Annotated in this window: 23 protein-coding genes; all 23 read left to right on the top strand. The window is 51.8% G+C overall.

The window, feature by feature from the left end:
- Window positions 1-8 precede the first annotated feature (8 nt).
- The 23 genes from wcaA to L462_RS12910 all read left to right on the top strand — a co-directional run bounded on the left by wcaA (window position 9) and on the right by L462_RS12910 (window position 25699).
- A complete protein-coding gene (gene wcaA, locus L462_RS12800) occupies window positions 9-851 on the top strand; it encodes a colanic acid biosynthesis glycosyltransferase WcaA (protein WP_014170826.1) in 843 nt (280 codons plus the stop codon).
- Window positions 851-1342, top strand: a complete 492-nt coding sequence (gene wcaB, locus L462_RS12805; RefSeq protein ID WP_014170825.1) for a colanic acid biosynthesis acetyltransferase WcaB — start codon at window positions 851-853, stop codon at window positions 1340-1342. Before wcaA ends, wcaB begins: the two co-directional genes overlap by 1 nt.
- Window positions 1339-2556: a colanic acid biosynthesis glycosyltransferase WcaC gene (gene wcaC / locus L462_RS12810; RefSeq protein WP_014170823.1), complete on the top strand. Its 1218-nt coding sequence runs from the start codon at window positions 1339-1341 to the stop codon at window positions 2554-2556. Before wcaB ends, wcaC begins: the two co-directional genes overlap by 4 nt.
- Window positions 2531-3751 carry a colanic acid polymerase WcaD gene (wcaD, locus tag L462_RS12815; protein WP_020883262.1) on the top strand — a complete coding sequence of 407 codons (1221 nt, stop codon included), beginning with the start codon at window positions 2531-2533 and terminating at the stop codon, window positions 3749-3751. Before wcaC ends, wcaD begins: the two co-directional genes overlap by 26 nt.
- Before the next feature lie 16 nt (window positions 3752-3767).
- The gene (wcaE, locus tag L462_RS12820; RefSeq protein WP_014170821.1) at window positions 3768-4514 is read left to right on the top strand and encodes a colanic acid biosynthesis glycosyltransferase WcaE; all 747 of its coding nucleotides are present in this window, start codon (window positions 3768-3770) and stop codon (window positions 4512-4514) included.
- A 15-nt stretch (window positions 4515-4529) separates the two neighbouring features.
- Window positions 4530-5078 carry a colanic acid biosynthesis acetyltransferase WcaF gene (gene wcaF / locus L462_RS12825; protein ID WP_032678533.1) on the top strand — a complete coding sequence of 183 codons (549 nt, stop codon included), beginning with the start codon at window positions 4530-4532 and terminating at the stop codon, window positions 5076-5078.
- Between the two features lie 24 nt (window positions 5079-5102).
- Complete coding sequence (gene gmd / locus L462_RS12830; protein WP_014170819.1) at window positions 5103-6224, top strand: GDP-mannose 4,6-dehydratase; 1122 nt, start codon at window positions 5103-5105, stop codon at window positions 6222-6224.
- A gap of 2 nt (window positions 6225-6226) precedes the next feature.
- The gene (locus tag L462_RS12835; protein ID WP_014170818.1) at window positions 6227-7192 is read left to right on the top strand and encodes a GDP-L-fucose synthase; all 966 of its coding nucleotides are present in this window, start codon (window positions 6227-6229) and stop codon (window positions 7190-7192) included.
- 2 nt (window positions 7193-7194) lie between these two features.
- Entirely contained in the window at window positions 7195-7674 is a 480-nt protein-coding gene (locus L462_RS12840) for a GDP-mannose mannosyl hydrolase (RefSeq protein WP_074439217.1), read from the top strand.
- Window positions 7671-8894 (top strand): colanic acid biosynthesis fucosyltransferase WcaI, encoded by a 1224-nt coding sequence (gene wcaI / locus L462_RS12845; RefSeq protein WP_032678531.1) that lies wholly within the window; start codon window positions 7671-7673, stop codon window positions 8892-8894. The genes L462_RS12840 and wcaI overlap by 4 nt, the downstream gene beginning before the upstream one ends.
- 3 nt (window positions 8895-8897) lie before the next feature.
- Window positions 8898-10334, top strand: coding sequence for a mannose-1-phosphate guanyltransferase (gene cpsB, locus L462_RS12850; RefSeq protein WP_014170815.1), 1437 nt, complete (start codon window positions 8898-8900; stop codon window positions 10332-10334).
- A 109-nt stretch (window positions 10335-10443) separates the two neighbouring features.
- A complete protein-coding gene (gene cpsG, locus L462_RS12855; protein ID WP_032678530.1) occupies window positions 10444-11814 on the top strand; it encodes a colanic acid biosynthesis phosphomannomutase CpsG in 1371 nt (456 codons plus the stop codon).
- 62 nt (window positions 11815-11876) lie between these two features.
- Window positions 11877-13271, top strand: a complete 1395-nt coding sequence (gene wcaJ, locus L462_RS12860; protein ID WP_032678529.1) for an undecaprenyl-phosphate glucose phosphotransferase — start codon at window positions 11877-11879, stop codon at window positions 13269-13271.
- 1 nt (window position 13272) lies between these two features.
- Window positions 13273-14751 (top strand): colanic acid undecaprenyl disphosphate flippase WzxC, encoded by a 1479-nt coding sequence (gene wzxC, locus L462_RS12865; protein ID WP_032678528.1) that lies wholly within the window; start codon window positions 13273-13275, stop codon window positions 14749-14751.
- 17 nt (window positions 14752-14768) lie between these two features.
- Entirely contained in the window at window positions 14769-16049 is a 1281-nt protein-coding gene (wcaK, locus tag L462_RS12870; RefSeq protein WP_032678527.1) for a colanic acid biosynthesis pyruvyl transferase WcaK, read from the top strand.
- The gene (gene wcaL / locus L462_RS12875) at window positions 16046-17266 is read left to right on the top strand and encodes a colanic acid biosynthesis glycosyltransferase WcaL (protein ID WP_014170810.1); all 1221 of its coding nucleotides are present in this window, start codon (window positions 16046-16048) and stop codon (window positions 17264-17266) included. The genes wcaK and wcaL overlap by 4 nt, the downstream gene beginning before the upstream one ends.
- A 12-nt stretch (window positions 17267-17278) precedes the next feature.
- The gene (wcaM, locus tag L462_RS12880; RefSeq protein WP_025203690.1) at window positions 17279-18670 is read left to right on the top strand and encodes a colanic acid biosynthesis protein WcaM; all 1392 of its coding nucleotides are present in this window, start codon (window positions 17279-17281) and stop codon (window positions 18668-18670) included.
- A gap of 177 nt (window positions 18671-18847) precedes the next feature.
- Complete coding sequence (galF, locus tag L462_RS12885) at window positions 18848-19744, top strand: GalU regulator GalF (protein WP_032678526.1); 897 nt, start codon at window positions 18848-18850, stop codon at window positions 19742-19744.
- Between the two features lie 354 nt (window positions 19745-20098).
- Entirely contained in the window at window positions 20099-21181 is a 1083-nt protein-coding gene (gene rfbB, locus L462_RS12890; RefSeq protein WP_032678525.1) for a dTDP-glucose 4,6-dehydratase, read from the top strand.
- A gap of 53 nt (window positions 21182-21234) precedes the next feature.
- On the top strand, window positions 21235-22179 hold the full coding sequence (locus L462_RS12895) for an NAD-dependent epimerase/dehydratase family protein (RefSeq protein WP_032678524.1): 945 nt from the start codon (window positions 21235-21237) through the stop codon (window positions 22177-22179).
- Window positions 22179-23213 carry an MraY family glycosyltransferase gene (locus L462_RS12900; protein ID WP_032678523.1) on the top strand — a complete coding sequence of 345 codons (1035 nt, stop codon included), beginning with the start codon at window positions 22179-22181 and terminating at the stop codon, window positions 23211-23213. The genes L462_RS12895 and L462_RS12900 overlap by 1 nt, the downstream gene beginning before the upstream one ends.
- The gene (locus tag L462_RS12905; protein ID WP_032678522.1) at window positions 23214-23774 is read left to right on the top strand and encodes a PglD-related sugar-binding protein; all 561 of its coding nucleotides are present in this window, start codon (window positions 23214-23216) and stop codon (window positions 23772-23774) included. It begins immediately after the preceding gene.
- Window positions 23775-23812: 38 nt separating this feature from the next.
- Window positions 23813-25699, top strand: a complete 1887-nt coding sequence (locus L462_RS12910; protein WP_032678521.1) for a polysaccharide biosynthesis protein — start codon at window positions 23813-23815, stop codon at window positions 25697-25699.
- Window positions 25700-25761 lie beyond the last annotated feature (62 nt).

The following is a 25761-nucleotide window of genomic DNA, read 5'->3' as shown; positions in this document are numbered from 1 at the left end:
GGAAGACCATGACTACACAACGCCCTTTAGTTTCTATTTATATGCCGACATGGAATCGTCAGCAGCTGGCGATCCGCGCAATAAAATCTGTGCTGCGACAGGATTACGATAACTGGGAACTGATCATCGTTGATGACTGTTCTTCCTCGTACGAACAGCTGCAAAAGTTTGTGACTGACCTTAACGACCCGCGCGTGGTTTACACGCACAACGAGATTAACTCCGGTGCGTGCGCGGTGCGTAACCAGGCGATTATGCAGGCTAAAGGCCAGTATCTGACCGGCATCGACGACGATGACGAATGGACGCCGAACCGTCTGTCGATCTTCCTGTCGCACAAAGCACAGCTGGTGACGCATGCGTTTTTGTATGCCAACGACTATGTCTGTCAGGGTGAAGTTTACTCGCAGCCTGCCAGCCTGCCGTTGTACCCGAAATCGCCTTACTCACGCCGCCTGTTCTATAAACGCAACATCATCGGTAATCAGGTCTTTACCTGGGCGTGGCGCTTTAAGGAGTGCCTGTTCGATACCGAGCTGAAGGCTGCGCAGGATTACGACATCTTCCTGCGCATGGTGATGGAGTATGGCGAGCCGTGGAAGGTGGAAGAGGCGACGCAGATCCTGCATATCAATCACGGGGAGATGCAAATCACCTCGTCGCCGAAGAAATTCTCTGGTTACTTCCACTTTTACCGCAAGCACAAGGACAAGTTCGACCGTGCCAGCCGGAAGTATCAGCTGTTTACCCTCTATCAGATCCGCAATAAGCGCATGAACTGGCGCACGCTGCTCACGTTGTTGTCCGTGCGTAACGGCAAGCGTCTGGCTGATGGACTTCGGGGGAAATAATGTTTCTGGAAGATTGCCGCGCTAACAGCTGGAGCCTGCGCCCGTGCTGCATGGTTCTGGCGTACCGCATCGCGCATTTTTGCTCGGTGTGGCGCAAGAAAAATGTTTTAAACAATCTCTGGGCAGCACCGGTGCTGGTGCTGTACCGCATCATTACTGAATGTTTTTTTGGTTATGAAATTCAGGCCGCTGCCACCATTGGTCGCCGTTTTACCATTCATCACGGTTATGCCGTGGTGATCAACAAATTCGTTGTAGCCGGTGATGATTTCACTATTCGCCACGCCGTCACCATCGGTAACCGTGGGCCCGACAGCCTGGCCTGCCCGGTGATTGGCAATAACGTCGAGCTGGGCGCGAACGTGGTCATCATTGGCGACATCACGATTGGTAATAACGTCACGATAGGCGCAGGGAGCGTGGTGCTGGACAGTATTCCGGATAACGCGCTGGTGGTGGGTGAGAAAGCCCGCGTGAAGGTGATCAAATGAACATTCTGCAATTTAACGTCCGTCTCGCAGAGGGCGGGGCGGCCGGTGTGGCGCTGGATCTTCACCAGCGCGCGCTGCAAAAAGGACTTCAGTCTCGTTTTATTTACGGTTATGGCAAAGGCGGTAAGAAAAGCGTCAGTCACGATAACTACCCGCAGGTGCATAAGCACACGCCGCGCCTGACTTCCGTGGCCAACATTGCCTTGTTCCGCCTGTTTAACCGCGATCTGTTTGGCAATCTTAATACCCTTTATCGCACAGTAACGCGCTCCCAGGGGCCGGTTGTGCTGCATTTCCATGTGCTTCACAGCTACTGGCTGAACCTGGAAGAGGTGGTGGCGTTTTGCCAGAAGGTGCAGGCCCACAAACCGGATACCCGCTTCGTCTGGACGCTGCACGATCACTGGAGCGTGACCGGTCGCTGCGCCTTTACCGACGGGTGTGAAGGCTGGAAAAGCAACTGCCAGAAGTGCCCGACGCTGAGCAACTATCCGCCGGTGAAAGTGGATCGTGCCCATCAGCTGGTGGCCGGAAAGCGCCAGCTGTTTCGCGACATGCTCTCGCTCGGCTGTACGTTTATCTCCCCAAGCCAGCACGTGGCCGATGCCTTTAACAGTCTGTATGGGGCAGGGCGCTGTCAGATCATCAATAACGGTATCGACGTGGCGACGGAAGCGATTCTGGCCGAACTTACCCCGGTTGCAGAAACCCCGGGTAAACCAAAAATCGCTATCGTTGCGCATGACCTGCGTTACGACGGCAAAACCAATCAGCAGCTGGTGCGCGACATGATGGCGCTGGGTGACAAGATTGAACTGCACACCTTCGGCAAGTTCTCGCCGTTCGAAGGGGCTAACGTGGTGAATCACGGGTTTGAAACCGACAAGCGCAAACTGATGAGCGCCCTCAATGGGATGGATGCGCTGGTATTCAGTTCGCGCGTGGATAACTACCCGCTGATCCTGTGCGAAGCGCTCTCCATCGGTGTGCCGGTGATTGCCACCCACAGCGATGCGGCACGTGAAGTGCTGGAAAAATCGGGCGGGACCACGTTTGCGGAGCATGAGGTGCTGCCCCTGGTGCAACTGCCGAAGGCGCAGATCGCGCAGGCTGTTTTTGGCACCGACCTGGAATCGTTCCGCAACCGCAGCCGCAAGGCCTACAGTGGACAACAGATGCTGGAGGAATATGTCTCGTTCTATCAGAGTCTGTAGTTATCTGCTGCTGCCGCTGATTTACCTGCTGGTCAACGTCAAAATTGCCCAGCTTGGCGAAAGCTTCCCGATAACCATAGTGACCTTCTTGCCCGTTCTGCTTCTGCTGTATGTCGACAAAATCAACCTCAAGAAGCTGATGATGGCCTTAGGGCTGGGCGTGGGTCTGACGCTATTTAACTACATCTTTGGTCAGTCTCTGGATGCCAGTAAATACGTCACCTCCACCATGCTGTTTGTTTATATCGTCATTATTATTGGCATGGTCTGGAGTATTCGCTTCAAGGTTATTTCACCACACAATTATCGGAAAATCCTTAGGTTCTTTTATATTGCCGTTGCGTTAATTGTTATGCTTGCTGCACTGGAAATGGCACAAATTATTTTGACCGGTGGCAGTAGCCTGATGGAGATAATTTCGAAATATCTCATTTACAGTAACAGCTATGTATTGAACTTCATCAAGTTTGGCGGAAAGCGTACGACAGCCCTCTATTTTGAACCGGCGTTTTTTGCTTTGGCACTAATCTCAATTTGGCTCAGCATCAAACAGTTTGGTATCAAAACCCCTAAGACCGATGCTATGATTCTTGCAGGAATTGTTCTGTCAGGATCGTTCTCAGGGGTAATGACATTTATCCTGTTTTACCTGCTGGAGTGGGCGTTCCAGTACCTGAACAAAGATGCGATTAAGAAAAAACTGCCGCTGGCGATTATCTCTCTGACAGTATTTATGGTTGGCGTGATATTTGCCTTCCCATACATCTCAGAACGCCTGGGAGATTTGGGAACCGAAGGCTCGTCATCCTATTATCGTATCATTGGTCCGCTGGTGATGGTGGGTTATTCCTTAACCCATATCGATGGTGTAGTAAGATTCGGCTCACTTTACGAATATGTTGCATCATTCGGAATCTTTAACGGTGCGGATGTCGGTAAAACCATAGACAATGGCCTGTATCTGTTAATTATCTATTTTTCGTGGTTCGCCGTACTGTTGACACTGTGGTATCTGTTTAAAGTTTTCAAAATGATGATTAACGCGTTTGGTGATAACCAGAACTTTCGCGTGCAGCTTTATCTGTTTACACCGGTGTCGTTGTTTTTTACCGGGTCAATATTTAGCCCGGAATATGCTTTCTTGATTGTCTGTCCGTTTATTCTGCGCAAAGCGCTTAATATTACGAACGTATGACGAAATGAGGTGATTTATGTTTCTTAGCGTCATTACTGTCGCTTTTCGTAATTACGAAGGGGTGGTAAAAACCTGGCGCTCGCTGCGCAACCTGGCGCGCGATCCAAGCCTCACCTTCGAGTGGATTGTGGTCGATGGCGGCTCGAACGATGGTACGGCGGAGTTTCTGGAAAAACTCAACGGTGAGTTCAACTTACGTTTCATCAGCGAGAAAGATAAAGGCATCTACGATGCGATGAATAAAGGCATCGACATGGCGCAAGGCCGTTATGCCATCTTCCTGAATTCCGGTGACGTATTCCATGAGGATGTGGCGTTATTTGCCCGTCAGCTGGCGCGCCAGAAAGAGGATGCGATGTACATTGGCGACGCGCTGCTCGATTTTGGCGATGGCCATAAAGTTTGCCGCAGTGCGAAACCCGGCTGGTATATCTACCACAGTTTGCCTGCCAGCCATCAGGCCATTTTCTTCCCGGTAAAAGGTCTGAAAAAACAGCCTTACGATCTGCAGTATAAAGTTTCTTCAGATTATGCGCTGACTGCCAGCCTGTATAAATCAGGTTACCCGTTCCGTCGAATTAAAGGGCTGGTATCTGAATTTTCAATGGGCGGTGTGTCAACGTCTAATAATCTGGAACTGTGCCAGGATGCTAGAAATGTGCAGCGTAAAATATTAGGCGTGCCGGGGTTCTGGGCGGAATTATCTTATTTATTACGTCTGCGTACCACGGGTAAAACGAAAACCTTATATAACAAAGCCTGAATATAAGGAAACGTAATGCAGGATCTTAATGGTTTCTCCGTGCCGAAAGGCTTTCGGGGCGGGAGCGGTATTAAAGTGCAGTTGTGGTGGGCCGTACAGGCCACCTTATTTGCCTGGTCACCGCAAATACTGTACCGCTGGCGAGCTTTTTTATTGCGTCTGTTTGGCGCAAAAATCGGAAAAAACGTAGTCATTCGCCCGTCGGTAAAAATTACCTACCCGTGGAAATTAACGCTTGGGGATTATGCGTGGGTAGGGGATGACGCGGTGTTATATACCCTTGGCGATATTACGATTGGCGCAAATTCAGTGGTTTCACAGAAGTGTTATTTGTGCACCGGCAGTCACGATTTTATGAGTCAGCATTTTGATATTACCGCCACTCCGATTGTGATTGGCGAAAAATGCTGGCTGGCGACAGATGTTTTTGTTGCACCTGGTGTTTCTGTTGGCGATGGCACGGTAGTCGGTGCCCGCAGCAGCGTTTTTAAATCGCTACCGGCAAATAAAATTTGCCGTGGCAACCCCGCAGTGGTGATACGCGAACGCGTTGAAACTGATTAAATTCATAAGTAGAGGAATATAAACATGTCTAAAGTCGCTCTCATCACCGGCGTTACCGGACAGGATGGTTCTTACCTGGCAGAACTGCTGCTGGAAAAAGGTTATGAAGTACACGGTATTAAGCGTCGTGCTTCTTCATTCAACACCGAACGTGTGGATCACATTTATCAGGATCCTCATGCGGCGAACCCGAAATTCCATCTGCACTACGGCGACCTGACCGATACTTCCAACCTGACCCGTATTCTGCAGGAAGTGCAGCCGGATGAAGTGTACAACCTGGGCGCGATGAGCCACGTTGCGGTCTCCTTCGAATCTCCGGAATACACCGCTGACGTTGACGCAATGGGTACGCTGCGTCTGCTGGAAGCGATTCGCTTCCTCGGCCTTGAGAAGAAAACCCGTTTCTACCAGGCATCCACCTCTGAGCTGTACGGTCTGGTGCAGGAAATTCCTCAGAAAGAGACTACCCCGTTCTATCCACGTTCTCCGTACGCCGTGGCGAAATTGTACGCGTACTGGATCACCGTGAACTACCGTGAATCCTACGGCATGTATGCCTGTAACGGCATTCTGTTCAACCACGAATCCCCACGTCGTGGTGAAACTTTCGTTACCCGTAAAATCACCCGCGCTATCGCTAACATCGCACAGGGTCTGGAATCTTGCCTGCACCTCGGCAACATGGATTCCCTGCGTGACTGGGGCCATGCCAAAGACTACGTAAAAATGCAGTGGATGATGCTGCAGCAGGAAAAACCAGAAGACTTCGTTATCGCAACCGGCGTGCAGTACTCCGTACGTCAGTTCGTTGAGATGGCTGCCGCTCAGCTGGGTATCAAACTGCGCTTCGAAGGTACCGGCGTGGAAGAGAAAGGCATCGTGGTTTCCGTAACGGGCCATGACGCACCGGGCGTGAAACCGGGCGACGTGATTGTACAGGTTGACCCACGTTACTTCCGTCCTGCTGAAGTGGAAACCCTGCTGGGCGACCCAACCAAAGCACACGAAACACTGGGCTGGAAACCAGAAACGACTCTGCAGGAGATGGTTTCCGAGATGGTTGCCAAAGATCTTGAAGCAGCGAAAAAACACTCCCTGCTCAAGTCTCATGGCTACGAGGTTGCCATCGCGCTGGAGTCCTGAGAATGACAAAACAACGTATTTTTGTCGCGGGTCATCGCGGAATGGTGGGTTCCGCGATTGTTCGCCAGCTTGAACAGCGCGGTGATGTCGATGTGATTGTCCGTACCCGTGACGAGCTGAACCTGCTCGACAGCAAAGCGGTACAGGACTTCTTCGCCAGTGAACGTATTGACCAGGTGTATCTGGCGGCGGCGAAAGTGGGCGGCATTGTTGCCAACAACACGTATCCGGCGGATTTCATCTACGAGAACATGATGATTGAGAGCAACATCATTCACGCAGCGCATCTGCACAACGTGAATAAGCTGTTGTTCCTCGGCTCATCCTGTATCTACCCGAAAATGGCGAAGCAGCCGATCGCTGAGAGCGAACTGCTGCAGGGCACGCTGGAAGCAACCAACGAGCCGTATGCGATTGCCAAGATTGCCGGGATCAAGCTGTGCGAATCCTACAACCGTCAGTATAACCGCGACTATCGTTCGGTGATGCCGACCAACCTGTACGGACCGCATGACAACTTCCACCCGAGCAATTCGCACGTGATCCCGGCGCTGCTGCGTCGTTTCCACGAGGCAACGGCCGAAAATGCACCGGATGTGGTGGTGTGGGGCAGCGGGACGCCAATGCGTGAATTCCTGCATGTGGATGACATGGCGGCTGCCAGCATTCACGTAATGGAGCTGGATCGTGAGGTGTGGCAGGAAAACACCGAACCGATGCTGTCACACATTAACGTCGGTACTGGCGTGGATTGCACCATTCGCGAGCTGGCGCAAACCATCGCGCAGGTGGTGGGTTACAAAGGCCGCGTGGTCTTTGACGCCACCAAACCGGACGGCACGCCGCGCAAACTGCTGGACGTGACCCGTCTGCATCAGCTGGGCTGGTATCACGAGGTATCTCTGGAGCAGGGGCTGGCAAGCACCTACCAGTGGTTCCTTGAAAACCAGCACCGCTTCCGGGGGTAATGATGTTTTTAAGTCAGGAAGATTTTGCCACGGTAGTGCGTTCCACTCCGCTCATCTCAATTGATTTGGTGGTGGAAAACGAACGCGGCGAGTTCTTGCTGGGAAAACGAACCAACCGTCCTGCACAGGGCTTTTGGTTCGTGCCCGGCGGGCGCGTGCAGAAGGATGAGACGCTGGAAAATGCTTTTGAGCGTCTCACTCTGGCGGAACTGGGCCTGCAACTGCCGATGGCGGCAGGCCAGTTTTACGGGGTCTGGCAGCACTTCTATGACGATAACTTTTCGGGCACCGGTTTCACCACGCACTATGTGGTGCTCGGTTTTCGCCTGAAGGTGAGTGAGGCAGACCTGCGTCTGCCTGATTCTCAGCATGACGACTACCGCTGGCAGACGCCAGAGGCGTTGCTGGCCAGTGACAAGGTGCATGACAACAGTCGTGCCTATTTCCTGGCCGATCGTCAGTCCGGAGTGCCGGGCTTATGAAAATTCTGGTGTACGGAATCAACTATTCGCCGGAGTTAACCGGCATCGGTAAATACACCGGCGAAATGGTCGAGTGGATGGCGAGCCAGGGACATGACGTGCGGGTCATTACCGCGCCGCCATACTACCCGGAATGGAAAGTAGGTGAGCGCTATTCAGGCTGGCGCTACCGTCGCGAAGAGGGTGCCGCGACCGTCTGGCGTTGCCCGCTGTACGTGCCGAAACAGCCCTCAACGCTGAAACGGTTACTTCATCTGGGCAGCTTTGCCCTGAGCAGTTTCTTCCCGCTGATGGCGCAACGTCGCTGGAAGCCGGATCGCATTATCGGTGTGGTGCCAACGCTGTTCTGCACCCCAGGCATGCGCCTGCTGGGCAAACTCTCCGGCGCGCGCACGCTGCTTCACATTCAGGATTATGAAGTGGACGCCATGCTCGGCCTGGGAATGGCCGGCAAAGGTAAGAGCGGGAAGGTGGCGAAACTCGCCAGCGCCTTCGAGCGCAGCGGCCTGCATAACGTGGATTATGTCTCGACCATCTCGCGCTCAATGATGAACAAAGCGCAGGAGAAGGGCGTACCGGCGGAAAAAGTGATCTTTTTCCCTAACTGGTCTGAAGTGGCGCGTTTTCGCGACGTGACAGACAGTGACGCTCAGGCGCTACGCGCTCAGCTCGGTTTGCCTGACGACCAAAAAATCATTCTTTACTCAGGCAACATCGGCGAGAAGCAGGGGCTGGAGAGCGTCATCGACGCCGCACAGCAACTGAGCCATCAACCCTGGATGTTTGTCATCGTCGGGCAGGGCGGCGGAAAAGCGCGACTGGAAAAAATGGCCAATGACCGCGGCCTGACGAACGTGAAATTTTTCCCGCTTCAGTCTTACGAGGCACTGCCTGCGTTGCTGAAGATGGGCGACTGCCATCTGGTGGTACAAAAGCGCGGCGCGGCAGACGCGGTGCTGCCGTCCAAGCTGACCAACATTCTGGCAGTGGGCGGTAACGCGGTGATCACGGCGGAAGCCGAAACAGAATTAGGCCAGCTGTGCGACAGCTATCCGGGGATCGCCGTTTGCGTGGAACCGGAATCGGTCCCGGCGCTGGTCACTGGCATTGAACGGGCACTTGCCATGCCAAAAACGAACACGGTGGCACGTGAATATGCCGAACGCACGCTCGAGAAAGAGAACGTGCTGAGCCAATTTATTGCAGATATACGGGGATAAATCATGAGTCAAACCACTTTGTATCCGGTTGTGATGGCAGGTGGCTCTGGTAGCCGGTTGTGGCCGCTGTCCCGCGTGCTCTATCCAAAACAGTTCCTCTGCCTGAAAGGGGAGCTCACCATGCTGCAGACGACGGTTAACCGCCTGCAGGGTGTGGAGTGTGAAAGCCCGGTGGTGATTTGTAACGAACAACACCGCTTTATTGTTGCCGAGCAGCTGCGCCAGCTGAACAAACTCACAGAAAATATCATTCTGGAGCCTGCCGGACGTAACACCGCCCCCGCGATTGCGCTGGCTGCGCTGGCGGCCAAACGCAGCAGCCCGGATTGCGATCCGCTGATGCTGGTTCTGGCGGCAGACCATGTTATTCAACAGGAAGAGTCGTTCCGCGAGGCGGTACGCGCGGCTATTCCTTACGCCGAAAACGGCAAACTGGTGACTTTCGGCATCGTGCCGGACCTGCCGGAAACCGGCTACGGGTATATTCGTCGTGGCAATGTGACCCCGGGCGAAGGCGACAGCGTAGCGTTTGACGTGGCGCAGTTTGTCGAAAAACCGAATCTGGAAACCGCGCAGGCGTATGTGGCCAGCGGTGAATATTACTGGAACAGCGGGATGTTCCTGTTCCGCGCTGGCCGCTACCTGGAAGAGCTGCGCAAATATCGCCCGGATATTCTGGACGCCTGCGAGAAAGCGATGGCGGTAGTGGATCCGGATCTCGATTTTATCCGTGTTGACGAAGCGTCTTTCCTCGCCTGCCCGGAAGAGTCAATTGACTATGCGGTAATGGAACGCACGGCCGATGCCGTTGTGGTACCGATGGATGCGGGCTGGAGTGATGTTGGCTCCTGGTCCTCCCTGTGGGAGATCAGCGCCCATACCCCGGAGGGTAACGTCCACCACGGTGATGTTATCAGCCACAAAACGGAAAACAGCTATGTCTACGCCGAGTCCGGTCTGGTGACCACTGTTGGCGTGAAGGATCTGGTGGTCGTACAGACGAAAGACGCCGTGCTGATTGCTGACCGTAATGCCGTGCAGGACGTTAAAAAAGTGGTGGAGAAGATCAAGGCCGATGGTCGCCATGAACACCATATCCACCGCGAAGTGTATCGTCCGTGGGGCAAATATGACTCCATCGATGCCGGTGAACGTTACCAGGTGAAACGCATCACCGTGAAACCGGGTGAGGGGCTGTCGGTACAGATGCACCACCACCGTGCCGAGCACTGGGTCGTGGTGGCGGGTACCGCCAAAGTCACGATTGATGGCGAAGTGAAACTGCTGGGCGAAAACGAGTCAATCTATATTCCGCTGGGAGCCACGCACTGCCTGGAAAACCCGGGGAAAATTCCTCTCGACTTAATTGAAGTGCGCTCCGGTTCGTACCTGGAAGAAGACGATATTGTCCGTTTCCAGGACCGTTACGGGCGGGTATAGCGCCGTCTCTAAAGCCGGATAGCGTTTCGCGCATCCGGCCTGCGAATGAATAAAAACAAATTTGCCTGTTAATCGGGCGGGCCAACTGTTGCCTGAAAAAGGGGTCATCATGGAAAAATTAACCTGTTTTAAAGCCTACGATATTCGCGGCAAGCTGGGCGAAGAGCTGAATGAAGACATTGCGTGGCGCATTGGCCGCGCATACGGCGAATATCTTAAGCCACAAACGATTGTCCTTGGCGGCGATGTGCGCCTGACCAGTGAGTCCCTGAAGCTGGCGCTGGCAAAAGGGCTGCAGGATGCGGGAGTGGACGTGCTGGATATCGGCTTGTCCGGCACCGAAGAGATTTACTTTGCCACCTTCCACCTCGGCGTGGACGGCGGTATCGAAGTGACGGCCAGCCATAACCCAATGGACTACAACGGTATGAAGCTGGTGCGCAAGGGCGCGCGTCCTATCAGCGGCGATACCGGTCTGCGTGACGTGCAGCGTCTCGCCGAAGCTAACGATTTCCCGCCGGTGAATGAAGCAAAACGCGGCAGCTATAAGCAGATCGACCTGCGTAAAGCGTACATCGACCACCTGCTGGGCTACATCAACGTTGCAAACCTGAAACCGCTGAAGCTGGTGATCAACTCCGGTAACGGCGCGGCCGGCCCGGTGGTGGATGCGCTCGAAGCCCGCTTTAAGGCCCTGAATGTGCCGGTAACCTTCGTTAAGGTCCATAACACCCCGGACGGCAACTTCCCGAACGGTATCCCGAACCCGCTGCTGCCGGAGTGCCGCGACGACACCCGTAACGCGGTCATCGAACACGGTGCCGATATGGGTATCGCCTTTGACGGCGATTTCGACCGCTGTTTCCTGTTCGACGAAAAAGGCCAGTTCATCGAAGGCTACTACATTGTCGGCCTGCTGGCGGAAGCGTTCCTTGAGAAAAACCCGGGCGCGAAGATCATTCACGATCCGCGTCTGTCCTGGAACACCGTGGATGTGGTGAACGCCGCGGGCGGCCAGCCGGTGATGTCCAAAACCGGTCATGCCTTCATCAAAGAGCGTATGCGCGAAGAAGACGCCATTTATGGCGGCGAGATGAGCGCCCATCACTATTTCCGTGATTTTGCCTACTGCGACAGCGGGATGATCCCGTGGCTGCTGGTCACCGAGCTGCTGTGTCTGAAAGGGAAGACCCTTGGCGAGCTGGTACGCGACCGCATGGCGGCCTTCCCGGCAAGTGGCGAAATCAACAGCAAACTGGCGCAGCCGGCCGAGGCCATTGCCCGCGTGGAGCAGCATTTTGCCCTCCATGCGCTGGAAATTGACCGTACCGACGGCATCAGTATGGCGTTCCCGCAGTGGCGTTTTAACCTGCGCTCTTCAAATACCGAGCCGGTGGTGCGCCTGAACGTGGAATCCCGCGCGGATACCGCGCTGATGGAAGCGCGAACGAAGGACATTCTGGCGCTGTTGAATCAGTAAATAGCTTTCCCCCTCACCCTGATGTGGGGTGAGGGGGCAGGTGTTGAACTAAAGGAACAACGATGACGAATCTAAAAAAACGCGAACGAGCGAGAACGAATGCATCGTTAATCTCCATGGTGCAGCGTTTTTCTGATATCACCATCATGGTCGGCGGATTATGGGTGGTGAGTTGGGTAAGCGGGCAATCCTTCTTCTACATGCATCTGCTCATGGCGCTGATTGCGCTGGTTGTGTTCCAGATGATCGGGGGGATGACCGACTTCTACCGTTCGTGGCGTGGTGTGAAAATGACCACCGAACTGATGCTGTTGCTGCAGAACTGGACATTAAGCCTGATCTTCAGTGCAGGTCTGGTGGCATTCAGTCAGGATTTTGATAATCGCCTGGTGACGTATCTGTGCTGGTATCTGATTACCAGCGTCGGCATGGTGGTATGCCGCACCCTGATCCGTTTTGGCGCCGGCTGGCTGCGTAATCGCGGTTATAACCGTCGCTTTGTCGCCGTGGCGGGGGATTTGCCGGTAGGGAAGGTGCTTCTCGATAGCTTCCGCAAAGAGCCATGGTTAGGTTTTGAAGTGGTCGGGATTTATCACGACGCGAAGCCTGGCGGCGTGCCTTCAGACTGGGCTGGTAACTACGAACAGCTTATTGAGGACGCCAAAGCCGGCAAAATTCATAACGTCTACATCGCGATGCAGATGAAAGATGAATCCCGCATTAAGAAACTGATGCGTGAACTGGCCGATACCACCTGTTCGGTGATCCTGATCCCGGACGTCTTTACCTTTAACATCCTCCATTCCCGTATTGAAGAAGTGAACGGCGTGCCGGTCGTGCCGCTGTATGACACCCCGCTGTCGGGTATCAATCGCGTGCTCAAGCGCCTGGAAGATATCGTGCTCTCTTCACTGATCTTACTGCTGATCTCCCCGGTGCTGTGCTGCATTGCTCTGGCGGTGAAGCTGAGCTCCCCGGGCCCGGTTATCTTCCGTCAGACCCGCTACGGCATGGACGGTAAGCCCATCATGGTGTGGAAATTCCGCTCAATGAAGGTGATGGAGAACGACAAGGTCGTGACCCAGGCGACGCAGAACGATCCACGTGTTACGCGGGTGGGGAACTTCCTGCGCCGTACCTCGCTGGATGAGCTGCCGCAGTTTATCAACGTCTTTACCGGTGGCATGTCGATTGTCGGACCCCGTCCCCATGCCGTGGCTCACAACGAACAGTACCGCTCGCTGATTGAAGGCTACATGTTGCGCCATAAAGTGAAGCCAGGCATTACCGGCTGGGCGCAGATCAACGGCTGGCGCGGCGAGACCGACACGCTGGAAAAAATGGAAAAACGCATCGAATTCGACCTGGAGTACATCCGTGAATGGAGCCTCTGGTTCGATATCAAGATCGTCTTTCTGACCATCTTCAAAGGTTTCGTGAACAAAGCGGCGTACTAAGATGAGCTTACGTGAAAAAACCATCAGTGGCGCCAAATGGTCAGCGATGGCGACCATTGTCATCATTGGCCTCGGCCTGGTGCAGATGACGGTGCTGGCGCGCATTATCGATAACCACCAGTTCGGTCTGCTGACCGTCTCGCTGGTGATTATCGCGCTGGCCGATACGTTGTCTGACTTCGGCATTGCTAACTCGATTATCCAGCGCAAAGAGATCAGCCATCTGGAACTGACCACGCTCTACTGGTTGAACGTTGGGCTGGGGGTGTTCGTTTTCGTGCTGGTGTTCCTGTTGAGCGATACCATCGCCAGCGTGCTGCACAACCCCGATCTGGCACCGCTGATGCGTACGCTCTCGTTTGCTTTTGTGGTGATCCCGCACGGGCAACAGTTCCGCGCGCTGATGCAGAAAGAGCTGGAATTCAACAAGATTGGGATGATCGAGACCAGCGCCGTTCTCGCAGGATTTACCTTTACCGTGGTCAGCGCCCATTTCTGGCCGCTGGCCATGACCGCTATCCTCGGGTATCTGGTTAACTCTGCCGTGCGTACGCTGCTGTTCGGCTACTTTGGTCGCAAGATTTACCGTCCTGGGCTGCATTTCTCTCTCGCTTCGGTGTCATCCAACCTGCGTTTTGGTGCGTGGCTCACCGCCGACAGCATCATCAACTATGTCAACACCAACCTCTCCACGCTGGTGCTGGCACGCATCCTCGGGGCGAGCGTCGCGGGGGGGTACAACCTGGCGTACAACGTCGCGGTAGTACCACCAATGAAGCTCAACCCGATTATCACCCGCGTACTGTTCCCGGCGTTCGCCAAAATTCAGGACGACACCGAGAAGCTGCGCGTCAATTTTTACAAGCTGCTCTCTGTGGTGGGCATTATCAATTTCCCGGTTTTGCTGGGGCTGATGGTGGTCTCGAGCAACTTCGTGCCGCTGGTGTTTGGCGAGAAGTGGAACAGCATTATCCCGATCCTGCAGCTGCTGTGCGTGGTGGGGCTGCTGCGATCCGTTGGAAACCCGATTGGCTCACTGCTAATGGCTAAAGCGCGGGTTGATATCAGCTTCAAATTCAACGTGTTTAAAACGTTCCTGTTTATTCCGGCGATTATCGTCGGTGGACATATGGCCGGCGCCATTGGGGTCACGCTTGGTTTTCTGCTGGTGCAGATCATCAACACCGTTCTGAGCTACTTCGTGATGATCAAGCCGGTGCTGGGCTCCAGCTACCGGCAGTACATTCTGAGCCTGTGGCTGCCGTTTTATCTGTCACTGCCTACCCTTGTGGTGAGCTATGGACTGGGCATCGTGCTCACTGGCCATCTGCCGCTCGCGGCCATGCTGGCAATACAGGTCGCAGCAGGTGCACTGGCGTTTGGCGCGATGATTGTGCTGTCACGTAATGCGCTGGTGGTAGAGATGAAGCGCCAGTTTTGCCGTAACGAAAAAATGAAAACGCTGCTTCGCGCAGGCTAGTTATTTAAGAGGCCATTATGAAATTACTTATTCTTGGCAACCATACCTGTGGCAACCGTGGCGACAGCGCCATTCTGCGCGGTTTATTGGATGCGATTAACACCCTTAAGCCTGAGACTGAAGTGGACGTGATGAGCCGTTATCCGGTCAGCTCTTCCTGGTTATTGAACCGCCCGGTAATGGGCGACCCGCTCTACAGCCAGATGAAGCAGCACAACAACGCTGCCGGCGTGATGGGACGCGTGAAGAAAGTTCTGCGCCGTCGCTATCAGCACCAGGTGTTGCTGTCCCGTGTAACTGATACCGGCAAGCTGCGTAACATCGCCATTGCTCAGGGCTTCACGGATTTCGTTCGACTGCTGTCGGGCTACGACGCCATTATTCAGGTCGGCGGATCGTTCTTCGTCGATCTTTACGGTGTGCCGCAGTTTGAGCACGCACTCTGCACATTCATGGCGAAAAAACCGCTGTTTATGATTGGTCACAGCGTCGGGCCGTTCCAGGATCCGCAGTTTAACCAGCTGGCAAACTATGTCTTCGGTCACTGCGATGCCCTGATCCTGCGTGAGTCGGTAAGCCTCGATATGATGAAACGCAGCGAGATTGACACCTCTAAAGTGGAACACGGGGTGGACACCGCCTGGCTGGTGGATCATCAGGACGACAGTTTCCAGGCGAGCTACGCAGTGCAGCACTGGCTGGACGTGGCGGGGAAACAGAAAACGGTCGCCATCACCCTGCGCGAACTTGCACCGTTTGATAAACGTTTAGGCACCACCCAGGCGGCGTATGAGAAAGCGTTTGCTGACGTGGTTAACCGCGTGCTGGACAGCGGATACCAGGTGCTGGCGCTTTCAACCTGTACCGGCATCGACAGCTATAACAAAGATGACCGCATGGTGGCGCTGAACCTGCGCAACCTGGTAAACGATCCGTCCCGTTATCACGTAGTAATGGACGAACTGAACGACCTCGAGATGGGCAAATTGCTCTCAGCCTGTGACCTCACCGTGGGCACGCGTCTGCACTCGGCGATCATTTCGATGAACTTTGGCACGCCGGCCATTGCGATTAACTACGAGCACAAGTCAGCCGGCATTATGCAGCAGCTTGGCATGCCTGAAATGGCCGTTGATATTCGTCATCTGCTGGATGGTTCGCTTGGCGCGATGGTGGGCGATACCCTGGGGCAATTGCCTGCCATCAATGAACGCCTGGCCGTCGCGGTGAAAGCCGAGCGCGAGAAGGGAATTGGGATGGTGAAATCGGTGCTCGACCGCGTCCGGGAGGGGAAATGAAGGTTGGTTTCTTCTTACTGAAATTTCCGCTGTCGTCTGAAACCTTTGTGCTGAACCAAATCACCGCGTTTATCGATATGGGATACGACGTGGAGATCATCGCCCTGCAAAAGGGCGATACACAAAATACCCATGCGGCGTATACGCAGTATGGGCTGGAGGCGAAAACCCGCTGGCTGCAGGACGAGCCCTCAGGAAGAGTAAATAAGCTGCGCCACCGGGCCAGCCAGACCTTACGCGGGATCCATCGTGCGTCGACCTGGCGCGCGCTGAATGTTTCCCGCTATGGCGCGGAATCTCGCAACCTGATCCTGTCTGCCATTTGTGGTCAAACGGCGCAGCCGTACCGCGCCGATGTGTTTATTGCTCACTTTGGCCCGGCGGGCGTGACCGCCGCCAAACTGCGTGAGCTGGGGGTGATTGACGGTAAGATTGCGACCATCTTCCACGGTATCGACATCTCCAGCCGCGAGGTATTGAACCACTACACGCCGGAGTATCAGCAGCTTTTCCGCCGTGGCGACATGATGCTGCCCATCAGCGACCTGTGGGCCGGGCGTCTGAAAAACATGGGCTGTCCGCAGGAAAAAATCACCGTTTCGCGTATGGGCGTGGATTTAGAGCGCTTTACCCGCCGCCCGGTCAAGGTACCGGGAAAACCGCTGCAGATAATCTCTGTTGCGCGTCTGACGGAGAAAAAAGGTCTGCACGTGGCCATCGAAGCCTGCCGCCAGCTGCGAGCGCGCGGCGTGGATTTCCGCTATCGCATTCTCGGTATTGGCCCGTGGGAGCGTCGTCTTCGCACGCTTATCGAACAGTATCAGCTGGAAGATTATGTGGAGATGCCAGGCTTTAAGCCAAGCCACGAGGTGAAGGCCATGCTGGATGAGGCGGATGTATTCCTGCTGCCTTCCGTCACCGGCGCCGATGGCGATATGGAGGGGATCCCGGTTGCGTTAATGGAGGCGATGGCCGTCGGTATTCCGGTGGTGTCGACCCTGCACAGCGGGATCCCGGAGTTAATCAAGTCTGATTACTCCGGCTGGCTGGTACCGGAGAATAATGCGATGGCCCTTGCGGATCGTTTAGCCGAATTTAGCGGCATCGACCAACAGGCGCTGGAGCCCGTTATCCACAACGCCCGACAAAAAGTTGAAGCAGATTTTAACCAGCAGGTGATTAATCGCCAGTTAGCGAGCCTGCTGCAAACGTTGTAACGCCGAGGTTGTATGCTGAAAAAGATTACCCGACGCACCTTTGTCTCTTCTTTATCCGTCCTGGCGGCTACGCCGCTGCTGTCGTCCCGCATTGCGCGGGCGGCAACCGGAAAGACGGTCTCTGTTAACCAGTACAACAACAACGACTGGATCGCCGCCTTTAAGCAGGCATTTAACGAAGGCGACACCGTTGTTGTCCCTGCCGGGCTCACCTGTAAAAACATCAATACGGGCATTTTCATTCCTGACGGTAAAACGCTGTTGATCCGCGGTGCGTTAACGGGAAATGGTCGCGGACGCTTCGTGCTGCAGGAAGGCAGTAAAGTGATTGGTGAAGGTGACGGTCGCACGGAGAACATTACGCTGGACATTCGCGGTTCAGACTGTGTGATTAAAGGGCTGGCAATGAGCGGCTTTGGACCGGTGACGCAGATCTACATTGGCGGCAAAAAGCCGCGCGTCATGCGCAACCTGCTGATTGATAACATCAGCGTAAGCCAGGCGAACTACGCCATCCTGCGCCAGGGATTCCATAATCAGATAGATGGCGCGCGCATCACCAACAGTAAATTCAGCCATCTCCAGGGCGACGCGATTGAGTGGAACGTCGCCATTAATGACCGTAACATCCTGATCTCCGATCATGTGATTGACAACATTAACTGTACGAACGGCAAGATCAACTGGGGCATCGGCATTGGTCTCGCCGGCAGCACCTACGACAACGATTATCCGGAAAAGCAAACCGTGAAGAACTTCGTGGTGGCAAATATCACCGGCAGCAACTGTCGTCAGTTAGTCCACGTCGAAAACGGTAAGCACTTTATTATTCGCAATATTAAGGCCAAGAATATCACTCCTGACTTCAGCAAGAAGGCGGGAATAGACAACGCCACGGTAGCCATTTATGGCTGTGATAATTTCATTATTGATAATGTCGATATGGTCAATAGTGCCGGCATGCTGATCGGCTACGGTGTAATAAAGGGCGACTATCTCTCGATACCTCAGAACTTTAAGCTGAACGACATTCGCCTGGATAATCGCCAGCTTGCGTACAAACTGCGCGGAATACAAATTTCCTCCGGCAACGCCACCTCCTTTGTGGCCATCACCAACGTTGAGATGCAGCGGGCTACGCTTGAGTTGCACAACAAACCGCAGCACCTCTTCTTGCGTAATATCAACGTGATGCAGGAAGCTGCCGTCGGCCCGGCGCTGAAGATGAATTTCGACCTGCGTAAGGATGTGCGAGGCAAGTTTATGGCTAAAGATGAGACCCTACTGTCGCTGGCGAACATCAAGGCTGTGAATGAGAAAGGGCAGAGCTCCGTGGATATTGACCGCGTGGACCAGCAGGTGGTGAATACGGAGCGGCTGAATTTTGCGCTCCCGCACAGATAATCGACAATTGTCTTTTTTTGCGACTATTCCTGGCACAGAAACGCGATCTATTCAGATTACAACTACTGTTTTTTGTGATGTGGTCCCCTAACATCATATAAGAATCACGGCAAATCATGCTGGCGAAAACAGGTTAAAGAGCTATAATTCGTCAACCATTTTAAGGTGGAAGAAATAATGATTAATTTGAAAGCAGTCATTCCGGTAGCAGGCCTGGGCATGCATATGTTGCCAGCCACAAAAGCCATTCCTAAAGAGATGCTGCCGATTGTCGACAAACCGATGATTCAATACATTGTCGATGAAATTGTTGCTGCAGGGATCAAAGAAATCGTCCTGGTTACGCACTCCTCCAAGAATGCGGTAGAAAACCACTTCGACACCTCTTACGAACTCGAAGCGTTGCTTGAGCAGCGCGTAAAACGCCAGCTGCTGGCTGAAGTGCAGTCTATCTGTCCTCCTGGCGTAACCATCATGAACGTGCGTCAGGCGCAGCCGCTGGGTCTGGGCCACTCCATTCTTTGCGCGCGCCCGGTCGTGGGTGACAACCCGTTCATCGTTGTACTGCCGGATATCATTATCGACAGCGCATCTGCCGATCCGCTGCGTTACAACCTGGCGGCAATGGTGGCGCGCTTCAACGAAACGGGCCGTAGCCAGGTACTTGCTAAGCGCATGAAAGGCGATCTCTCCGAGTACTCTGTTATCCAGACTAAAGAAGCGCTGGAGACGGAAGGGCAGGTGAGCCGTATCGTTGAGTTTATCGAGAAACCGGATCAGCCGCAGACGCTGGATTCTGACCTGATGGCCGTTGGCCGTTATGTTCTCAACGCGGATATCTGGGCCGAGCTGGAAAAAACCGAGCCGGGTGCCTGGGGCCGTATCCAGCTGACCGATGCGATTGCTGAACTGGCTAAGAAGCAGTCTGTTGATGCGATGCTGATGACCGGTGACAGCTACGACTGCGGTAAGAAACTGGGCTATATGCAGGCATTTGTGAAGTATGGCCTGCGTAACCTGAAGGAAGGTCAGAAGTTCAGAAGCCGGATTGAGAAGTTGCTGGCTAACGACTGATTCACATCTTTTCACTTTATATAAGCGGTAGTCGGTATTTTGGTGTTGTAACATAACCAGAATGCGGGCTACCGCTTTTTGTTATTAATTTCAGTGATAACAGAGAGTTATCTGATTTAAATCTCGACGAATTTGTAACGATTTGTGCTTGTTTCTGATGCCATTTAGGACGACAATTAACGCCAGTTTTTTGTCTGTATCCAGACAAGAAAAATCATTTAATCAAACATCGCTCAGTGCACTGGTAGCTGTCAAGCCAGGGGCGGTAGCGTGCTTAATTTCTGAAAGCGTTAATAAACGATCGGATTTCAGAGCGCCAGTATCCAGACATTTCCAACAGGCGGAATAGATAACGTGAAAATTCTTGTGACGGGTGGAGCCGGCTTTATCGGCTCAGCGGTTGTACGACATATTATTAAGAATACCCAGGACGTCGTCGTCAATGTGGATAAGCTGACTTATGCCGGCAACCTTGAGTCGCTTAGTGAAGTCAGTGACAGCGAACGATATGCTTTTGAACATGCGGACATTTGCGACAAAGACGCCTTGGAACGTATCTTCGCAAAGCATAAACCTGATGCGGTAATGCATCTGGCTGCTGAAAGTCACGTCGATCGTTCAATTACCGGCCCGGCCGCGTTTATTGAAACGAATATCGTCGGCACTTATGTGCTGCTGGAAGCCGCTCGCGCGTACTGGTCAATGTTGGATGAGCAGGCGAAGAAAGCGTTTCGTTTCCATCACATCTCTACCGACGAAGTGTATGGTGATTTACCGCATCCTGATGAGCATCCGGCATTAACTGAGCTGCCACTCTTTACGGAAACTACCGCGTATGCACCTAGCAGCCCATATTCAGCGTCGAAAGCATCCAGCGACCATCTGGTTCGCGCCTGGCTGCGTACCTACGGTTTCCCGACCATTGTCACCAACTGTTCAAACAACTACGGCCCATACCACTTCCCGGAAAAGCTGATCCCGCTGGTCATCCTGAATGCGCTGGACGGTAAAGCACTGCCTATTTACGGCAAGGGCGATCAGATTCGTGACTGGCTGTATGTAGAAGATCATGCGCGTGCACTCTACACCGTTGTCACCCAGGGGAAACCGGGAGAGACCTATAATATAGGTGGCCATAACGAGAAGCAGAACCTGGAGGTCGTACATACTATTTGCGATCTGCTGGATGAGATTATGCCAAAAGAGGGCTCTTATCGCGATCAGATTACGTATGTTGCTGACCGTCCGGGCCATGACCGTCGCTACGCCATTGACGCTGAGAAAATTGGAATTGAGCTGGGCTGGAAGCCAGTGGAGACCTTCGAAAGTGGGATCCGTAAAACTGTTGAATGGTATTTGGCAAATAAAGAATGGGTGGATAACGTTAAAAGCGGTAATTATAAATCCTGGATTGCACTCAATTATCAGAATCGTTAAGGGCTGTTCATTTCGTTTATTGCAAAAAGTTAATTAGCTGATAGGGGATGATAATGAAAGTTTTAGTGACAGGGGGGACTGGTTTTCTCGGTGCTACTTTAGTCAATACGCTGAGAGCAGCAGGTCATCAGGTAATATCTACTACGCGTCGAGAAGAGAATACCGAGCAGGGTATGTACAACCTTGGAGATATCTCTGCGCAAACTGATTGGAGCACAATTTTACAAGGTTGTGATACCGTCATTCATACAGCTGGCAGAGCACATATCCTTAATGATGACGCCAAAGATGCGCTGACCGAATTTCGTCGTGTAAACCATGATGCGACAATGAAATTAGCGAATGACGCTGCAAACTGTGGCATAAAACATTTCATCTTCATCAGTTCAATAGGTGTTAATGGCAATTCCACTTCAGGGATGCCTTTCAGTGAATTGACACCGGCCAAGCCCACGTCCGATTATGCTATATCTAAGCTCGAAGCCGAGGAAAGTCTTCTCAAGACATTTTCAGGGAGTGCAATGGCTATAACCATTGTCCGCCCGGCATTGATCTGTGGTCCAAATGCTCCTGGCAATATTCAACGCTTATTAAAACTAGTATCTCGAAATCTTCCATTACCATTTAAATCAGTAAAAAACAAACGTGCTCTGGTTTCTTTAGACAACGTAGTCAGCTTTGTCAGCGAATGTGTTACGAATGAAAAAGCAAAGAATCAGCTCTATCTATTAGCCGACCAGGAACATCCTTCGACCGGAGAAATGATAAAAGCCTTCTCAACCGGGATGGGGATGAAAGGTCGGATGGTTTATTTTCCCAAGAGTATATTGAAAGTATTGCTTTCAGTATTAGGTAAAAAAAATATCTATGATCAACTCTTTGGCGATCTGGAAGTAGATTCAAAGAAATCAAGAGAGCAACTTCAGTGGACGCCACCTGTTACATTGCAAGAAACGATGGTAAAAACAGCAAAGAATTTTATTGAAGGTAACAAATAATGTTGTATCTGGAGATTATCGTTTTTGCATTCTGTTTATCATGTGCATTGACCTGGGGATTAAGATTATACGCCATCAAGAATAATGTGATCGATCAGCCAAACCAACGAAGCTCACACAGTGTGCCAACGCCACGTGGGGGAGGGGTAGCTATAGTATTAACATTGTTAGCTACATTAGTTTGGCTGGTATTCACCAGCCATCTCTCTCTGGAGACATTTTTAGGTTTCTTCGTGCCGGGGGTATTGATTGCTGTTATTGGTTTCCTTGACGATCATGGCCATATTGCAGCACGTTGGCGTCTGCTAATGCATTTTTTAGCTGCAGCAATAGGGCTCTATTTCTTAGACTCGTTCCCTGAAATTGATATGTTTGGCTATGTCGTGTCCTTGCCATGGATTGGAATGATTCTCGGAAGCGTCTATTTAGTGTGGATGCTTAATCTCTATAACTTTATGGATGGCATTAATGGTCTTGCAAGTGCGCAAGCTATTACCTTTTCGCTGTGCAGCGTCGCGTTGATAACGCTCAATCACTACTCTGGCTCCTCTGATGCGATGGCGATGATTGCAATGGCGCTCGCTGGGGCTGCGGTGGGATTCATTGTCTGGAACTTCCCAGTGGCGAGGATCTTTATGGGGGATGCCGGAAGTGGATTTTTAGGCATTACCATTGGCCTGATGATTCTTTATTTTGCTAAGCTAGATCCCCATGTTTTGATCGCGGAACTCTGCCTGCTTGGTATTTTCATTGTTGACGCAACCACAACCTTGCTTCGAAGATTACTCGCGGGAAAAAAGGTATACGAAGCACATGCAAGCCATTGCTACCAAATACTTGCCCGGAAATATAAGAGTCATGTGCCAGTTACTTTGGCAGCGATCGCAATCAATATCATTTGGTTATTCCCCATTGCATACCTAATCATTTCGGCAAAAATTGACGGAATCACAGGCCTAATCATTGCATGGTTACCGTTGATTTTTATTGCTTTCAAATGTGGTGCTGGAGTCAAAGATAAAGAGAACACATAAATGTATGACCTGATTATTGTAGGCGCTGGTGGTCATGGACGTACGCTGTATGATACGGCTAAACTTTTAGGGTATGAAAATATTGCCTTCCTCGATGATAATGAATTGTGCTCTGACATGGCAGAAATTCGTGTTATCGGGAAAACCTCCGAGCTTAAGCTCTATGCGAGCACTGCCAAATATATTGTTATTGGGATTGGCAACAATAAGCTTAGAGAGTTGTTCCATCAGCAGCTTTACTCCTTAAACATTACCCCTATAACGCTCGTTCACCCTTTTACATTCGTGAGTCCTTCCGCTACTTTGGGGAACGGCAGTGTAGTTTTAGCCGGTGCCGTTATTGGCGCAAACTCAGTCTTGGGGCAGGGAACGATAGTTAATTGTCATTCAACGGTGGATCATGATTCTACTCTTGGTGATTTTGCGCACTTAGGTGTGGGTGTGCATCTTGCTGGGGGAGCGAATATCGGTAAATCGGCATTTCTCCAGGCGGGAACAGTGGGTGGATATAGTGCTACAGTGGACGAGCATGTCATATGCCCTCCTGGTACTATTTTATAAACTAATAGCAAGCTTTAACGAGGCGACTAGTTTTTAGTATGCTAACTTATTTAATTTCTTTGCCAAGACCGGTAAAACGGATTATAACACTCTCTATTGATGTTGTTCTGTTAATGTGCGCATTCTGGTTTGCATTTTGGGTCCGTATTGACTCTATGACGCCATTAACTAGCGTATCACATTGGCTATTACTTACATCAGTAATTGTCATTACTTTGGCAATATTCGTTAAACTGGGTCTTTATCGGGCAGTAATACGTTATATAACAGCGAAAATACTACTTGTTGTAGCTGTTGGGATGATGACTTCATCGTTGCTACTGATTATCGCCGCCTTTTATACTAATTTATATCTCCCAAGGACAATTCCGTTCATTTACTTCTCGTTTGGCGTCTTGCTCATTGCCGGCTCACGTCTTGGAATGAGAATGTTGATAAACCGCGGTTTAAAATTAGGCACTCGAGTAATTATATATGGGGCCGGAGCTTCCGGACGCCAGTTACTTCCCGCCTTGAGTCAGATGGACGAATACTATCCTGTTGCGTTTGTCGACGACAATCGCTCCTTGCAGGGTCAGGTCATCCATGGAGTAAGCGTATTTTCACCAGAAAAATTAGCATGGCTGATTGATAAGTATGAGGCGAAGAAAATCCTGCTGGCAATGCCAAGTGCAAGCCGCGCGAGAAAAAACGAGGTAATATCCACCCTGGAGGGGCTCCCTTGCGAGGTACTTTCAATTCCGGGGATGGTTGACCTGGTTGAAGGAAAAGCAAGAATCGATTCCTTGCGTAAAGTTGTGATTACCGACCTTCTGGGCCGCGATCCTGTTTCTCCAATCCCTGAGTTAGTATCAAAGAATATTCAGGGTAAAACAGTCATGGTAACTGGCGCAGGTGGCTCGATCGGTTCTGAGTTATGCCGACAAATCATCAGAAATAGGCCTTCTCAACTAATTCTTTTCGAATTATCAGAGTTCTCACTATATTCTATTGATTCTGAACTCCGAAATTTAATTGTATCGAAATCGCTCAATATTAAGATTTACCCAATCCTGGGGAATGTTCAGAATATGGAACATCTTGAAAGGCTAATTAAGGCATTCAACGTTGAGACGATTTACCATGCTGCAGCCTATAAGCACGTTCCGCTAGTTGAATTCAACGTAATTGACGGTGTCCGAAATAATATCTTCGGAACCTGGAGTTGTGCTCAAGCTGCGGAAAATTGTGGCGTCGAAAGTTTTGTTCTGATCTCTACGGATAAAGCTGTGCGGCCAACAAACACTATGGGTGCAACGAAGCGTATGGCGGAGCTCATCCTTCAGGCGCGAGCATCAGAGTCCCGTAAAACCTGTTTCAGTATGGTCAGGTTCGGAAATGTCTTAGGTTCGTCCGGTTCCGTTGTTCCATTGTTTGAAAAGCAGATTGCTGCAGGTGGCCCGGTAACGTTAACGCATCCTGATATCACTCGTTATTTCATGACCATTCCTGAGGCTGCACAGCTTGTGATTCAAGCTGGAGCAATGGGCAGCGGAGGGGATGTCTTCGTGCTGGATATGGGTGAGCCGGTTAAAATTATTGATCTCGCGCATCGAATGATTGCTTTACAGGGGCTTACCGTTCGTGATGATAAAAATCCTTATGGGGATATTGCTATCAAAATGACGGGATTGCGACCGGGTGAGAAACTTTACGAAGAACTGTTAATTGGTGATAACGTCTCCATTACACAGCATCCGAGAATCAAAACTGCGAATGAAGTCATGCTTCCTTGGGTGGAAATGAAAGACATTCTTGCAAAGCTTGATACCTCATGTAGCAATTTTGATTATGAGCAGGTACGCGAAATATTGCTAAACGCGCCAACCGCATTTAATCCAACCGATGATATCTGTGACTTACTCTGGAAAGAGAATAAAAGCTAAGCAGTATTAGTCACGACGTTAATCTGATTGTAATCAACAAACTTGATGGGAAAGTGATACTT

Origin of the sequence: Enterobacter sp. BIDMC 26 (assembly GCF_000534435.1) — a bacterium.
Lineage (GTDB): Bacteria > Pseudomonadota > Gammaproteobacteria > Enterobacterales > Enterobacteriaceae > Enterobacter > Enterobacter ludwigii.
The sequence above is the reverse complement of the archived record's forward strand: the minus strand, read 5'-3'. Positions and strand labels throughout refer to the sequence as shown.